Origin of the sequence: Embleya sp. NPDC127516 (genome assembly GCF_044765325.1) — a bacterium.
In the GTDB taxonomy this organism is placed as follows: domain Bacteria; phylum Actinomycetota; class Actinomycetes; order Streptomycetales; family Streptomycetaceae; genus Embleya.
Genome location: NZ_JBIWJT010000019.1, coordinates 59,679 through 74,392 on the forward strand (window position 1 = coordinate 59,679; position 14,714 = coordinate 74,392).

The window sequence follows — 14,714 nt, forward strand, 5'->3', positions numbered from 1 at the left end:
GATGACGGCGCACGACCGCGAACTGCTCGACCGGGTCGCGTTGGACCTGCGCGAACGCCCCTTCACCGACCGGGGTTCGCGGCTCCTGGTGGTGGCGCAGGAGGACGGCGATCTGTGCGTCGCCCGGTCCGAGTACGAGAGGCGACTCGCCGAGACGACCGTGCTCACCGGGCTGCGGATCGAGTCGGCGGGCGGCGACCCGCTGCCGATCCGGGCCGCGCACCCGGACCGGATCTCCTTCGCGGGCGGCGTGCACCTGGCCTTCGCCGGTCCGGACACGCTCGTGGTGACCGGCACGGGTGCCCGGGCGCGCTGGCGGACGGCGGACGGCGCCGCGCACGAGGCCGCGATCGAGGGCTGCCGGGTGCTGGTGGGCGAGGACACGCGCGTGGAGGGGCACGCCGTCCTGGCCGCGGCCGGCGCGCGCTGGAACGCCTGGTTCGAGCGCATGCCGGCGGTTCGCGCGGACCTGCGCGAACGGGCCGCGATGGCGTGGTGGACGCTCGGCGTGAACCTGCTGCCGATCCGCTTCGCGGGCGGCCGGGAGGGCCTGGTCCCGTCCCGGTTCGGCTATGTCGGCGTGTGGAACTGGGACGCCTACTTCCACGCCATCGCGCTGCGGCACGGCGACCCCGAACTGGCCCGGGACCAGATCCGGATCCTGCTCGCGCACCAGCGCGCCGACGGCCTGATTCCCGATGTCGTGCACGACGAGGGCGTGTTGGCGGAGACCACCGACCTGCCGCGCTCGGACCGGGCGCGGCTGGCCGAGCACGTCGGCCAGGCACTCGGCGAGGAGGCGGCACCGTCCGCCGCGGCCGGCGAGGTGGTCCCGGTGACCAAGCCGCCGCTGACCGCGTGGGCGGTCTGGAAGATCCACCGGGCCGCGCCCGACCTCGCTTTCCTGGCCGAGGTGTACGAGCCGATCGCCCGCTCCCAGGAATGGTGGCTGACCCACTCCGACCCGGACGGCGACGGCCTGGCCGAATACCTGCACCCGTACTCCAGCGGGCTGGACGACAGCCCGGTCTGGGACTACGGCCCGCGGGCCGAACCGCCGGACCTGAACGCCTACCTGGCACTCCAGTTCGACGTACTGGGCGACATCGCCCAGGAGTTGGGCCGGGCCGAGGAGGCCGAGACCTGGCGCAAGCGGGCCGCCGCGCACACCGAACTCCTGGTGTCCCGGCGCTGGGATGGCGAGCGCTTCACCACCGTGTCGGCGGGACGCGTGGTCGGGGTCCGCACACCGCTGGAACTGCTTCCGCTGCTCACCGGACGACTCCCGCGCGAGATCGCCGACCGGCTGGTCGCGGACCTGCGCTCGCCGAGCTTTTGGGGCGAACGCCCGGTACCGACCGTGGCGTTCGACGATCCGGCGTTCGACCCGGAGGCGATGTGGCGCGGCCCGGTCTGGCTCAACGTCAACTACCTGCTGATCGAGGGCCTGCGCCGCTCCGGATACCCGGACGTGGCCGACGAGTTGACCGAGCGCACCGTGCGGATGGTGGTTGAGGGCGGCGGGCTGTACGAGTACTGGAACCCGCTGACCGGGAGCCGGGCCGGGCGCGCGACGACCGGATTCGGCTGGTCCAGCGCGCTGTTCGTGGACCTGGCCCGAAGCTGAGCACACCGCCCGCCGTCGCCGCCGGACGGGTGACGGCGGGCGGGCCCGGGCGCCTCAGCGGGTGCCGAGCACGTCGGCCAGGTCGTATCGGGCCGGTTCGGCGAGTTGTTCGTAGGTGCAGTCGGCGGGGTCCTTGTCGGTGCGCCACCGGCGGAACCGGGTCGTGTGCCTGAAGCGGTCGCCCTGGACGTGGTCGTAGGCCACCTCGCAGACCGATTCCGGTCGCAGCGGCACCCAGTCCGAGAGCCGGCCGCCCGACCAGCGGGTCACCGCGCCGGGAAGCCGGTCGGCCTCGTGCGCCTCGGCCTCGGCCCAGTGCGCCCACGGGTGCCCGGTCGGATCCGCCATGCGATAGGGCGCCAACTCCCGGACCAGCTCGGCCCGCCGCGCGGCGGTGAAGGCCGCACTGACACCCACGTGCTGCAACCGACCCCGGTCGTCGTACAGGCCCAGCAGCAGCGAACCCACCACCGGGCCCGACTTGTGCTCGCGATAGCCCGCCACCACGCAGTCCGCCGTGCGCTCGTGCTTGACCTTGACCATCGCCCGCACGTCCGGCAGGTACGGCCCCGCGGGGTCCTTGGCCACGATGCCGTCCAGGCCCGCGCCCTCGAACCGGTCGAACCAGTCCTGCGCCCGGCCCGGATCGGTGGTGGCCGGCGCGAGGTGGATCGGCGGCGGCACGTTTGCCAGCGCCCGCTCCAGCGCGGCCCGGCGCTCGGTCAGCGGCCGAGGCAGAAAGTCGTCGTCACCCAGCGCGAGCAGGTCGAACGCCACGAACGACGCGGGGGTGGTCTCGGCCAGATGCCGCACCCGTGAGGCCGCCGGGTGGATCCGGTCCTGGAGCCGATCGAAGTCGAGCCGCCCGTCCCGGGCGATGACCAGCTCGCCGTCCAGCACGCAACGCGGCGGGAGCAGCCGCAGCACCGCGTCGACCACGTCCGGGAAATAACGATCCAGCGGCTTGGTGTTGCGGCTGCCGATCAGCACCTCGTCACCGTCGCGGAAGACGATCGCCCGGAACCCGTCCCATTTGGCCTCGTAGTGCAGACCGGCGGGAATCCGCGCGGCCGCCTTGGCGAGCATCGGCTTGACCGGGGGCATCACGGGAAGGCGCATGCGCCTCAGTGTGCGCGGGCCCTCCACGGGTCGCCTCCGCAGCGGCCGACCGGCGGTATGCCATCGGGACGAATCAGGGCAAATCTGCCTACCCTGAGGGATGAGCGCTGCCGAGGAGTTCGAGGTCGACGGCAGGTCCGTCCGGGTGAGCAATATCGACAAGGTCTACTACCCCGCCCGCGGCTTCACCAAGGGGGACGTGGTCCGCTACGTGATCGCGGTCGGTGGCGGACTGCTGCGCGGTCTGCGGGATCGGCCCACCACGCTCCAGCGCTTTCCGGACGGCGTGGACGGCGAGTCGTTCTTCCAGAAGCGGGTGCCCAAGTACCTGCCGGAGTGGATCCCCACCGCCCGGATCACCTTCCCCAGCGGCCGGTACGCCGACGAGATGGCCCCGGACAGCGTGGCCGCGCTGGTGTGGGCGGTCAACCTGGGCACCCTGACCTTCCACCCCTGGCCGGTCCGGCGCAGCGCCACCGAACACCCCGACGAACTGCGGATCGACCTCGACCCGCAGCCGGGCACCGACTTCGCCGACGCGGTCCGCGCCGCACACGCGATGCGCGAGGTGCTCGCCGCGTACGAGCTGACCGCGTGGCCGAAGACCTCCGGCGGGCGCGGCCTGCACCTGTACGTGCCGGTGCGCCCCGAGTGGGAGTTCACCGACGTGCGGCGCGCGGTGATCGCGCTGGGCCGCGAACTCGAGGCGCGGATGCCCGATCGGGTGACCACCGCGTGGTGGAAGGAGGAGCGCGGCGAACGCATCTTCGTGGACTACAACCAGATGGCCCGCGACCGCACCATCGCCGCCGCCTACTCGCCGCGCCCCACCGCCCGCGCGACCGTCTCGGCACCGCTGACCTGGGAGGAGGTCGACGACGCGCACCCCGACGACTTCGACCTGGGCAGCATGCCCGAGCGCTACGCCCGGGTGGGCGACGTGCACGCGGACATGCCCGAGCACGCCTTCGACCTGCGCCCGGCGCTCGAATTGGCCGACCGACAGGCGCGTGACCACGGTGTGGGTGACATGCCGTACCCGCCGGACCACCCCAAGATGCCCGGCGAGCCACCCCGGGTGCAGCCCAGCCGCGCCCGCGAACACTGAAATCCCGGCCCGCGCCCGCGGGCGGTGCATCCCAGCCGCGGTCGCCGGCAAGGCCGCTTTCGTGGGCGCCGAAGCCGAAACCGAATCCGAAATCGAATCCGAATCGAATCCGAAACAGGAGAGAGTCCCTCATGTGTGTGTCGTTCCGTGTGCCGCTGTCCGTGCACAGCCCCGTCTCGATTCGCAATCCCCTGTCGAGTCGCGCGCGCCGGTCCGTTCGCAAGGACGTGGGTCTGCTCGCGCTGCGCGTCGGCACCGGCGGCGTGCTGTTCGCGCACGGCGCGCAGAAGTTGTTCGGCTGGTTCGGCGGGCACGGCCTGGCCGGCACCGGCTCGGCGATGGAGCACATGGGCTTTCGGCCCGGCCGGCACAGTGCGATCGCGGCCGGGCTGGGCGAGGCGGGCGGCGGCGTGTTGCTCGCGCTGGGTCTGGCCACGCCCGCCGCGGGTGCGGCGGCGGCCGGTGCGATGGCGGGCGCGGTCGCGGTACACGCGCCGGCCGGCTTCTTCGCCCAATCGGGCGGCTTCGAGTACCCGGCGTTCCTCGGCTTCGTCGCGGCCGGGCTCGGCGTCGCGGGTCCCGGGCGGTTCTCGGTGGACCATCTGACCTGCCACGTGCTCGACCGCCCGTGGGTGGTCGGCCTCGCCTTCACCGGCAGCGCCGCGGCGGCGGCCGCGGTGATCGGGCGGCGGCGGGCGGTGGCCGCCGCGGAGGCGGACGCCGCGGCCGACTCGGCTTGAGCGGCGGCTCCACCGACGGGCGCCGGCGGGACGAGGGGCGTCGGCCGAGCGGGTGGCGTCAGCGGGACGCGCCGGTCCAGGCGACCAGACGCCGCACCGGCCACGTGGTGATCACCCGGTCGGCCGGCACGTCGCATGCCTGCGCTCGGGCACACCCGTAGCCCTGCCAGTCGAGCTGGCCCGGCGCGTGCGCGTCGGTGTCGATCGAGAGGAAGACACCCGCGGCGAGCGCTCGGCGGAGCAGCCGGGACGGCGGATCGCTGCGTTCGGGGCGGCAGTTGATCTCCACGGCGGTGTCCGACTCGGCACACGCGGCGAACACCGCGTCGGCGTCGAAGGCGGACTCCGGGCGCTGTTTGCCCTGAATCAGCCGACCCGTGCAGTGACCCAGCACGTTCACGCGCGGGTTGCGCACGGCGGCCAGCAGTCGGCGGGTCATCGCCGGCTCGTCCATCCGCAGCTTGGAGTGCACCGACGCGACCACGACGTCCAGGCGGTCCAGCAGTTCCGGCTCCTGATCGAGCGAACCGTCGTCGAGGATGTCGCACTCGATGCCGGTGAGCAGGCGGAACGGGGCCAGTTCGGCGGCGATCTCGGCCACCACGTCCAACTGCGCGCGGAGCCGCTCGGCGGTCAGACCACGGGCCACGGTCAGCCGGGGCGAGTGGTCGGTGAGCACCACCCACTCGTGGCCCAGATCCCGCGCGGTGCGGGCCATCAGTTCGATCGGGCTGCCGCCGTCGGACCAGTCGGAGTGCATGTGGCAGTCGCCGCGCTGGGCGGCGAGCAGCGCCGCGCCGTCGGTGGGTACGGGCGACGGGCGGGCCTCGAGGTCGGCGAGGTAGCCCGGTACGCCGCCCGCGTGCGCCTGCTCGATCACGTCCGCCGTCTTGGGGCCGATGCCCTTCAGTTCGCCGAGCGTGTGCCGCTCCACCCGCCGGCGCAGCTCGTCCGGGTCGAGCCCGGCGACCACGGCGGACGCGGTGCGGAAGGCCTTGACCCGGTAGGTGGGCGCCTGATCGCGTTCGAGCAGGTAGGCGATGCGATCCAGCGCCGCCACCGGGTCGGCGGCGGGCGGGGGTGGGGCGGAATCGGTGCGTCGTGAAGCCATGGGAGGACTGTGGCCGCGCGCGACGGCGGTAAACCGGGTGGGCGATCGGGCGGCCGTGGGGGGCGACGGAAGCGAACCCGGCCCGCGCTCCTCGCCCCGTGCCCGCGAACCGTCGGCCTCGCCGGCGCCCGGGACGGACGCGGCGGGGTGGTGAGCGGCCGCTCGGCGACGCACGTACGGGGGTACCGAGGGACATCTCGGCACCCCCGCGGGTCGTCGGCGGCGTGGGTCAGGCGTCGGGTCCGGGCCGGGGGTCGCCCTCCTCGACCCAGTCCATCGTCCGCTCCACCGCCTTGCGCCAGTTGCGGTATCCCAGGTCGCGGGTGGCGTCGTCCATCCGCGAGGTCCACTCGGCCGCGCGGTGCCAGTTCGCCCGCAGCGAGTCGAGGTCCGGCCAGTAGCCGACCGCGAGGCCGGCGGCGTACGCGGCGCCCAGCGCGGTGGTCTCGGCCACGAACGGGCGGGCCACCGGGGCGTCCAGCACGTCGGCGATGGTCTGCATGAGCAGGTTGTTGGCGGTCATGCCGCCGTCCACCTTGAGCGTCGCGAGCTTGACCCCGGAGTCGCGCTCCATCGCGTCCACCACCTCGCGGGTCTGCCACGCGGTGGCCTCCAGCACGGCCCGCGCGATGTGTCCCTTGTTCACGTACGCGGTCAGACCCGCGATCACACCGCGGGCGTCCGAGCGCCAGTACGGCGCGAACAGGCCGGAGAAGGCCGGGACGAAGTAGGCCCCGCCGTTGTCCTCGACGGTGAGCGCCAGCGTCTCGATCTCGGCCGCGGTGGAGATCAGCCCCATCTGGTCGCGCATCCACTGCACCAGCGAACCGGTGACCGCGATCGAGCCCTCCAGCGCGTAGACCGGCGCCTCCTTGCCGAGCCGGTAGCCGACGGTGCTGAGCAGGCCGTGGTGCGACTGCACGATCCGCGACCCGGTGTTGATCAGCAGGAAGCTGCCGGTGCCGTAGGTGCTCTTGGCCTCGCCCTCCTCGAAGCAGGTCTGCCCGAACAGCGCGGCCTGCTGGTCGCCCAGCGCGGAGGCGACCGGGACGCCCTCCAGGATGCCCCGGGCGGTGCCGTACACCTCGGAGGAGGAGCGGATCTCGGCCAGCAGCGAACGCGGCACGTCCATCGCGCGCAGGATCCGGTCGTCCCAGTCCAGCGTCTCCAGGTTCATCAACATCGTGCGCGAGGCGTTGGTGACATCGGTGACGTGCACACCGCCGTCCGGGCCGCCGGTGAGGTTCCACACCACCCAGGACTCCATCGTGCCGAACAGGATGTCGCCCCGGTCGGCCCGCTCGCGCAGCCCCTCGACGTTGTCGAGCAGCCAGCGGATCTTGGGTCCGGCGAAGTAGCTGGCGAGCGGCAGCCCGGTCTCCACCCGGAAGCGGTCCTGGCCGACGTTGCCGCCCAGCTCGCGACACAGCGCGTCGGTGCGGGTGTCCTGCCACACGATCGCGTTGTGCACCGGTACGCCGGTATGGCGATCCCACAACACGGTGGTCTCGCGCTGGTTGGTGATGCCCAGCGCGCGGATCTGCTCGCGGCGGATGCCGGCCTGGGCGAGCGCGCCGGCGACCACCGCCTGCACCACGCTCCAGATCTCGGCGGCGTCGTGCTCGACCCACCCCGGACGCGGGAAGATCTGCCGGTGCTCGCGCTGGTCGACGGCGACGATGCGCCCGTCCGCGCCGAAGATGATGCATCGGCTGGACGTGGTGCCCTGGTCGATCGCGGCGATGTAGGTGTCGGACATGGCTCCTCTTCCGAAGGATCCGAGGGAAAGGTCGGGGTCGGTACGAATGCGCGGGCTCAGAACGCGAGCCGGTACAGGCCGCCGGCCGCCAGCCCGCCGAGGGTGGGGCCGACCACGGGGACCCACGCGTACGACCAGTCCGAGCCGCCCTTCTCGGGAATGGGCAGCAGGGAGTGTGCCAGGCGCGGGCCCAGGTCGCGGACCGGGTTGATGGCGTAGCCGGTCGGACCGCCCAGGGACAGGCCGATGCCCACCACCAGGAGCGCGGTCATCAGGATGCCGGTGCCGGAGAGGGCGAGACCGTCGGTCAGGCCCTGGGTCAGGATCACGATGACCAGCACGGTCGTGGCGATCGTCTCGGTGATCACGTTCTGGATCGGGTTGCGGATCTCCGGCGAGGTGGCGAACACCCCGAGTACCGGTTCGCCGTGCTCCTTGAACTGTCCCAGGTAGGTCGCCCAGGCCAGCACGGCGCCGATCACCGCTCCGACGAACTGCCCGGCGAGGTAGACCGGCACCTTGTCCCATTCTCCCGTCTTGACGGCTATCCCGAGTGTCACGGCGGGATTGAGATGCGCTCCGGACAGGGACACGCTCGCATATGCCCCGGCCAGGACCGCGAAGCCCCAGCCGAAGGCGATCGCCAGCCAACCCGCGTTCTGTGCCTTGGACCGGTTCAGGGTGACCGCGGCGCAGACACCGACGCCCATGAGCAGCAGGATGGCCGTACCCAAGGTCTCACCGATGAAGATCTTGTCGCTTGTCACAACACGACCCCTTCTGACTGCGCTGATGCCTACCGCGCTGATGGATCGACGCCGGAACCGGGCGCCGGACGGCACACGGCGCGCCGGGTCGGCGCGCCGTGCGGGGATGCGGGAATCCGGACCACATGAGGCGGTGCCGGGGAAGCCCGGCGAATGCGGTGCCGTGTGGCGTGTGCGCGGCGGGGCGGGCCCGACCACGCTCGGCCCGGAATCGTCCGGGCCCGTCCATTCGATGACTCCGACTGGCATTCGACATTGACGACCGCTGTCCGGCAGTGTTCTCTGCGGGTTGCGCCGCCGTCAAGAGTCCGTGAACATCTCGTTTCCGAACCTCCCCGCGAGCGCCGGGCCCGGCGGGAGGGTGGTGGACGTGGCCGGCGTGTGTGCGACCGCTGTTCTACATTGCCAACCCGATCTTGATTGCCAACCTGATCTTCGATGGAGGAGTTGGTATGCCCGGTCCCATCCAGTCGCTCGAACGCGCAGCGGCGATCCTGCGGCTGCTCGCCGGCGGCGAACGGCGCTTCGGTCTGAGCGAAGTGGCCACCACTCTGGGTCTGGCGAAGGGCACCGCGCACGGCATCCTGCGCACCCTCCACCAGGAGGGGTTCGTCGAACAGGACCCCAAGAGCGGCAAGTACCAGCTCGGCGCCGAGCTGCTCCGGCTCAGCAGTTCCTACCTGGACGTGCACGAGTTGCGCGCCCGTGCCCTGGTCTGGGCGGACGACCTGGCCCGCGCGAGCGGCGAGAGCGTGCGCATCGGGGTGCTGCACAAGGGCGGCGTCCTGGTCATCCACCACGTCTTTCGGCCGGACGACAGCCGCCAGGTGCTGGAGATCGGCGCGATGTTGCCCTTGCACTCCACCGCGTGGGGCAAGGTCCTGCTCGCGCTGGACCCGGCCGCGCGCGCCGAGTTGGACGAGACCGATCCGGTCGCGTTCACCTCGCGCACCGTGGTCGACCCGGTCGCGGTGGACACGGAGAGCGTGACGGTGCGCGAACGCGGGTGGGCGTGCGACATCGAGGAGTCGGTCCTGGGCCTGGCGGGCATCGCCGCGCCGATCCGCGATCGGCGCGGCACACCGCTGGGCGCGGTGGGGATCAGCGGCGCGGTCGAGCGGATCGTCGCCGACGGGGTGCCGCGACCCACGCTGGTGGCCTCGGTCCGGGATGCGGCGCGCGCCATCTCGCGCGACCTGGGCGCGACGTTTCCCTACTGAGGCGCCACTCGGCCGCCCGCTTCGGACCGGTGCGGTCGACCGGCGCGGTGACCGGCGCACTTGACCGCCACCCGACCGACGATGAAAACTGTCGTTCGTCGTTCGACAATGCCGACCACGTAGATTCGGACCGGGACCGTTGCAGTACTGGTCCCCCCGCACCACAGCCGGCCCAGTGGAAAGAAGACGTGTGATGAGCACCGCCACGGATCCGACCGTTCCCGCTCGTGCCCACAGCCGCGCCGAACTCTCGCGCGGCACCCACGACCTGCTCGTCATCGGCGGCGGCATCCTGGGCACGGCGGTCGCCTGGACCGCGGCCCAGACCGGCCTGCGGGTGGCCATGGTCGACGCCGGCGACTTCGCCGGCGCCACCTCGTCCGCGTCCTCCAAGCTCGTCCACGGCGGCCTGCGCTACCTGCAGACCGGCAACCTCAAGCTGGTCGCGGAGAACCACCGTGAGCGCCGCACGCTGGCCCGCGACGTGGCCCCGCACCTGGTTCGCCCGCTGTCCTTCCTGGTCCCGGTCTACAAGGACGGCCCGCACGGCGCGGCCAAGCTCGGCGCCGGCGTGTTCCTGTACTCGGCCCTGTCCGCGTTCGGTGACGGCATGGGCAAGGTGATCGGCCCGGACAACGCGCTCGAACTCGTGCCGGCGCTGCGCTCGGAGGGCCTGCGCCGCGCGGCCGTGTACGGCGACCACCAGATGAACGACAGCCGGGTCGCGGTGACCACCGTCCGGGCCGCGGTCGAGGCCGGCGCGGTCGTGCTCAACCACGCCGAGGTGGTCGGCCTGCGCAAGGACGCCGGCGGCCGGGTCATCGGCGCCGAACTGCGCGACCGGCTGGACGGCGCCGAATTCGGGGTGAACGCGCGCGTAGTGCTGAACGCGACCGGCCCGTGGGTGGACCACCTGCGCCGGATGGAGGACCCGACGGCCGAGCCGAGCATCCGGTTGTCCAAGGGCGTGCACCTGGTGCTGCGCCAACAGCAGCCGTGGCGCGCGGCGTTGACCATCCCGATCGACAAGTACCGGGTGTCCTTCGCGATTCCGTGGGAGGAGCACCTGCTGCTCGGCACCACCGACGAGGCGTACGAGGGCGACCCCGGCAAGGTCTCCCCGACCGAGGCCGACATCGCGCAGATCCTGGACGAGGCGGGCAGCGCGGTCGACCCGGCGCAGTTGCGCCGCGAGGACATCACCTACGCCTTCGCCGGTCTGCGGGTGCTGCCCGGCGGCGCCGGTGCCACCAGCGAGGCCAAGCGGGAGACCGTGGTCACCGAGGGACGCGGGGGTATGTTGTCGGTGGCCGGCGGCAAGTGGACCACCTACCGGCACATCGGCCGCACCGTGCTGGACAAGCTGGCCAAGGCCGGCGTGGTGGCCCTGGAACAGGACATGGCGACCCCGCTGCGCCGGGTGGCGCTGCCCGGCTCGGCCAACCCCGAGGCGGTGGCGCACCGGCTGCTCGGCGAGGCCACGGCCGAGGACGGCGTGGACCCGGTGGTGGCCCGCCACCTGGCGTCGCACTACGGCAACCTCGCGTACGACCTCGCCGCCCTGGTCCGCGCCGACCGCGAACTGGGCGAGCGCATCCACCCGGACGGCCCGGACATCTGGGCCCAGGTCGCCTACGCCCGCGACCACGAGTGGGCGATGACCGTGGACGACGTGCTGCGCCGGCGCACCACGGTGACCATCCGCGGTCTGGACAACGCCGAGGTGCGCTCGCGGGTCGAGGACCTGCTGGCGGCCAAGCCGCACTGACCCGCGGGGCGCGTGGCCGCCCCGGGAGCCGACGGCGCGAGCGGGCGGTCCGGGGCGGTTCGGGGCGGTCGGCCCGGGGCGCGGTCCGGCCGTCGGCGCCGGGGGCGTGCGCGTACATGCCGTGCACGAACGGCCCGCCGCCGCTCCCGGGGCGCGGTTCGGTCGTCGGCGCGTGGTCTGTACGTTCGGAACTCGTCCGGCGATTTTCGTTATCCGCGCCGACCCGGGGGCTCTCCCGAGTGGCGGATGGACGGGATCGGGCCCGTCACGCCGGTCGAGGAAAGTGGACGTACGTGGACAACGAGCACAACACCGCCCTGGTCGTCGCGGCCCAGGGCGGTGATCTGTGTGCCCGCGATCGACTGGTGGCCGGGTGGCTGCCGTTGGTGTACAACATCGTCGGCCGAGCGCTGGACGGGCACGCGGACGTCGACGACGTCGTGCAGGAGACCATGCTCCGCGCGGTGTCCGGCCTCGGCGGCCTGCGCGATCCCGAGCGCTTCCGGTCCTGGCTGGTGGCCATCGCGATCAACCAGGTGCGCCGTCGATACGCGCGTCGTACGACGACGACCGCGCTCGACGAGATCGCCGAGTACCCGGATCCCGCGGGCGACTTCGCCGACCTGACCATCCTGCGCCTGGGCCTGTCCGGGCAGCGCCGGGACGTCGCCGAGGCGACCCGCTGGCTGGACCCGGACACCCGCGAACTGCTCGCCCTGTGGTGGTTGGAGGCGGCCGGCACGCTGACCCGGGCCGAACTCGCCGCCGCCCTCGACCTGCCCGCGACGCATGTGGCGGTCCGGGTCCAGCGGATGAAGGAGCAGTTGGAGGCGGCCCGCGTGGTGGTCCGCGCGCTCGCCGCCGACCCGCGCTGCGCGGAGGTGGCCGCGCTGATCACGCCCTGGGAGGGGCGACCGACACCGCTGTGGCGCAAGCGCATCTCCCGCCACGCACGCGCGTGCGGTACGTGCGGCGCGCATCGCCACGGCCTGGCCCCGGTGGAGGGCCTGCTCGCCGGGTTGGCGCTGCTGCCGCCGACGGCGGTATTGCTGCGGCTTCTCGCCCAGGCGCCATGGGCGGCGGCCGGTACGGCGGGGCCGGGTGCGGTCGCCTTCACACAGCCGCTCACTGACCCGGCCTCGCTCGGTGGCCCGGGTCCGACCGCCGACCCGGCCGCCGGATCCGCCCAGGTCGGGCCGGCCCCTCCCGGCCACGCCGCACCGCGTCCGGCTCGCCGACCCCGCCGAGTCGCGTCCGGCGTCGCCGCCGCGATCGGCCTCGTCGTACTGGCCGTGGTCCTGCTCGTCGACCGTCCCCAGCACGCCGGACCGCGACAAGGCGCGCCCGATCCCGCCCCCGGCCCGCCCGCCGTCGACGCGGCCCGGCTCCCGAGCACGCCACCGTCGCCCGACCCGCCGGCGACCACCGGGCCGGCCGGCACGCCACCGGCCTCGACGGGACCGCCGGCCACCCGGACGACCGCCGCCATCGACACCCGGGCCCGGCTCGAACGCGCCGTCGTGGACCTGGTCAACGCCGCCCGGGCCGAACACGGTTGCGCCCCGGTCCGCGTCGAGGAGCGACTGCGCACCGTCGCCCGCAAACACTCCGACGACATGCTCGCCCGGCGCTTCTACGACCACGTCAACCCGGACGGGGTGCGGGCCGACGGCCGGATCACCGCCGCCGGCTACCGCTGGCGATCCTGGGGCGAGAATCTCGACCGGGGCCGCCAGGACGCCTCGCACGTGGTCGCACAGTGGCTGGGCAGCCCGTTCCATCGGGACAACATCCTCGATTGCGGCTTCACCGACATCGGTGTCGGCGTCACGGTGGGTCCGGGCGGCACCACGTGGTGGACCCAGGTCTTCGCCACACCGGCGTGACCCGTGCGCCCGCCCATGGCCTGCCCGCCGGGCTGCCTGGTGGCGGCACAACCCCGGCCACTACCGCAACCGGGCCGACCCCGGCCACAGCGAGGCGGGCATCGCTATCCACCGCGACGAGAGCGGCTGGTGGGCGTCCACGAACTCGCCAACGGCTGACGCCGACTCGGCGTGGCGCGACGGGTGCGCCGAGCGGGGCCGACCCAGCCTGATCGGCGGTCCGTGCCGTCCGTCGGACCGGCTCGATATCACCACAAACCGTTCTAAACTATGACCATGGCCTTGCGCCGTCCGACCCGAGGCCATGCAGCTCGGGGACGACATCACAGTCCGGGAGGACGCCATGCGCAAGGTCGTCGATTGCCGGGACTTTCCCAGTGAGTCCGGATGCACCCTCACCATCGCCGGGACCGAGGACGAGGTCGTCCTGGCCGCCGCCCAGCACGCCCAGACCGTGCACGGGCATACCGACTCACCCGAGCTGCGCGAGGAGATTCGCAAGGAGCTGAAGGACGAGGAACCCGGACGCTAGTGCCGCGCCGATCGGGGAGGTACGGAGCGAGCCGCCACGCCTCCCGGTGCCCTCCCGATGACGTTCCGCCGACCTTTCGACGATGCGGGTCAGTCCATCGAGGGCCGCACTGTTCGGAACGCGATGCCACTTCCGCGTGCTTCGGCTTGTGGCGTGATCGGCGTGTCGGGCAGCATCGCGCTCGTCCGCAGTCACAGGGGTACGGGAGTGCCTCCGCGCGCCGAGTGCTTTCCCACTTCCTGCGCCGGGCACGGCAGCGACGAGAAAACGGGTGGGACGTGGGTCGGCGTGGGGACGACGAAGCGGCAGCCGATGGTGGGCGCCGGCAGCGACGGGACGGAACCGCCGGTGGTGTGGCGATCCCCTTGATCGCCGTGGTGATCGTGTGCTTTCTGATCACGTCGTGGGCCTGGCTGTTCACGGGCGACGACAAGCACGGCGCGCGGTCGACGGCACCGGACCCCACCTCGGTGGCGGATGGCACTCCCGTCGGGGGCGGGGTGGTCGCGCAGTCGGACAGCCCCGCGCCGACGGGCGCCACGCCGAGGGCCGGCGGCACGGTGAGCGGCACCGCGTCCGGATCGCCCGCGCCTTCCGCGTCGTCGTCCGCACCCGCGCCGGGACAGCCCGGCGCGTCATCCGGGGCGACGCAGCCCCCGGGCGTCCCCGCGCAGCCGCCCGGCGTGCCGCCGCCCGCGACCGCGCCCGGCGCGACACCCGTGGGCACGCCGCGGGCGAGCGAGGCGCAGCCCGGCGAGATCGCGGTGCTGGTCGACCGCTTCGCCACCAGCGGATACATCGACGTGGTCAACCCGACCGACCGCCCGCTCAAGTCATGGAAGCTGACCGTCACCGTGTCGGGTTCACGGTTCACGGTCTTCCGCGCGGACGGGAACGGCGGCCTCACCGCGCGGTACGGCACCACGGTGGCGACCGCCACGTCGACGCGGCCCCTCCAGCCGCACGAGGAACTCACGCTCTACTTCGAGCTCAAGGACCCGGTCACCAACGCCACGTGCGACTTCTCCGGCGTGAGCTGCCGGTTCTGATCCGCCCGTCGGCCGGCCACTACTCCCG

General features: G+C 72.9%; 12 protein-coding genes. 8 read left to right on the plus strand and 4 right to left on the minus strand.

The window, feature by feature from the left end:
* Position 1: 1 nt before the first annotated feature.
* Positions 2 to 1,627, plus strand: a complete 1,626-nt coding sequence (locus ACIRL2_RS32240; protein ID WP_402236727.1) for an amylo-alpha-1,6-glucosidase — start codon at positions 2 to 4, stop codon at positions 1,625 to 1,627.
* Positions 1,628 to 1,681: 54 nt separating this feature from the next.
* On the opposite strand, the gene ACIRL2_RS32245 is transcribed toward ACIRL2_RS32240, so the two are convergent.
* The gene (locus ACIRL2_RS32245) at positions 1,682 to 2,746 is read right to left on the minus strand and encodes an ATP-dependent DNA ligase (protein ID WP_395867243.1); all 1,065 of its coding nucleotides are present in this window, start codon (positions 2,744 to 2,746) and stop codon (positions 1,682 to 1,684) included.
* 100 nt (positions 2,747 to 2,846) lie between these two features.
* On the opposite strand from ACIRL2_RS32245, the gene ligD reads away from it, so the two are divergent.
* Together ligD and ACIRL2_RS32255 are read left to right on the plus strand one after the other, a co-directional pair.
* Complete coding sequence (ligD, locus tag ACIRL2_RS32250; protein ID WP_402236731.1) at positions 2,847 to 3,854, plus strand: non-homologous end-joining DNA ligase; 1,008 nt, start codon at positions 2,847 to 2,849, stop codon at positions 3,852 to 3,854.
* Between the two features lie 131 nt (positions 3,855 to 3,985).
* The gene (locus tag ACIRL2_RS32255; RefSeq protein ID WP_395867247.1) at positions 3,986 to 4,594 is read left to right on the plus strand and encodes a DoxX family protein; all 609 of its coding nucleotides are present in this window, start codon (positions 3,986 to 3,988) and stop codon (positions 4,592 to 4,594) included.
* Between the two features lie 58 nt (positions 4,595 to 4,652).
* Here ACIRL2_RS32255 and ACIRL2_RS32260 read toward each other — a convergent pair whose 3' ends face one another.
* From ACIRL2_RS32260 to ACIRL2_RS32270, 3 genes are all read right to left on the minus strand, one after another.
* Positions 4,653 to 5,705 (minus strand): PHP domain-containing protein, encoded by a 1,053-nt coding sequence (locus tag ACIRL2_RS32260; RefSeq protein WP_402236733.1) that lies wholly within the window; start codon positions 5,703 to 5,705, stop codon positions 4,653 to 4,655.
* Between the two features lie 229 nt (positions 5,706 to 5,934).
* Positions 5,935 to 7,464 (minus strand): glycerol kinase GlpK, encoded by a 1,530-nt coding sequence (gene glpK, locus ACIRL2_RS32265; RefSeq protein ID WP_395867251.1) that lies wholly within the window; start codon positions 7,462 to 7,464, stop codon positions 5,935 to 5,937.
* A gap of 56 nt (positions 7,465 to 7,520) precedes the next feature.
* Complete coding sequence (locus ACIRL2_RS32270; protein ID WP_395867253.1) at positions 7,521 to 8,231, minus strand: MIP/aquaporin family protein; 711 nt, start codon at positions 8,229 to 8,231, stop codon at positions 7,521 to 7,523.
* A 452-nt stretch (positions 8,232 to 8,683) separates the two neighbouring features.
* Here ACIRL2_RS32270 and ACIRL2_RS32275 point away from each other — a divergent pair, with 452 nt between their 5' ends.
* The 5 genes from ACIRL2_RS32275 to ACIRL2_RS32295 all read left to right on the plus strand — a co-directional run bounded on the left by ACIRL2_RS32275 (position 8,684) and on the right by ACIRL2_RS32295 (position 14,686).
* Positions 8,684 to 9,451: an IclR family transcriptional regulator gene (locus ACIRL2_RS32275; RefSeq protein ID WP_395867255.1), complete on the plus strand. Its 768-nt coding sequence runs from the start codon at positions 8,684 to 8,686 to the stop codon at positions 9,449 to 9,451.
* Between the two features lie 193 nt (positions 9,452 to 9,644).
* The gene (locus ACIRL2_RS32280; protein ID WP_395867257.1) at positions 9,645 to 11,219 is read left to right on the plus strand and encodes an FAD-dependent oxidoreductase; all 1,575 of its coding nucleotides are present in this window, start codon (positions 9,645 to 9,647) and stop codon (positions 11,217 to 11,219) included.
* Positions 11,220 to 11,512: 293 nt separating this feature from the next.
* Positions 11,513 to 13,105, plus strand: coding sequence for a sigma-70 family RNA polymerase sigma factor (locus ACIRL2_RS32285; protein ID WP_402236737.1), 1,593 nt, complete (start codon positions 11,513 to 11,515; stop codon positions 13,103 to 13,105).
* Between the two features lie 343 nt (positions 13,106 to 13,448).
* Positions 13,449 to 13,637, plus strand: coding sequence for a DUF1059 domain-containing protein (locus ACIRL2_RS32290; RefSeq protein ID WP_395867261.1), 189 nt, complete (start codon positions 13,449 to 13,451; stop codon positions 13,635 to 13,637).
* Positions 13,638 to 13,990: 353 nt separating this feature from the next.
* Complete coding sequence (locus tag ACIRL2_RS32295) at positions 13,991 to 14,686, plus strand: hypothetical protein (protein ID WP_402236740.1); 696 nt, start codon at positions 13,991 to 13,993, stop codon at positions 14,684 to 14,686.
* Positions 14,687 to 14,714: the final 28 nt, after the last annotated feature.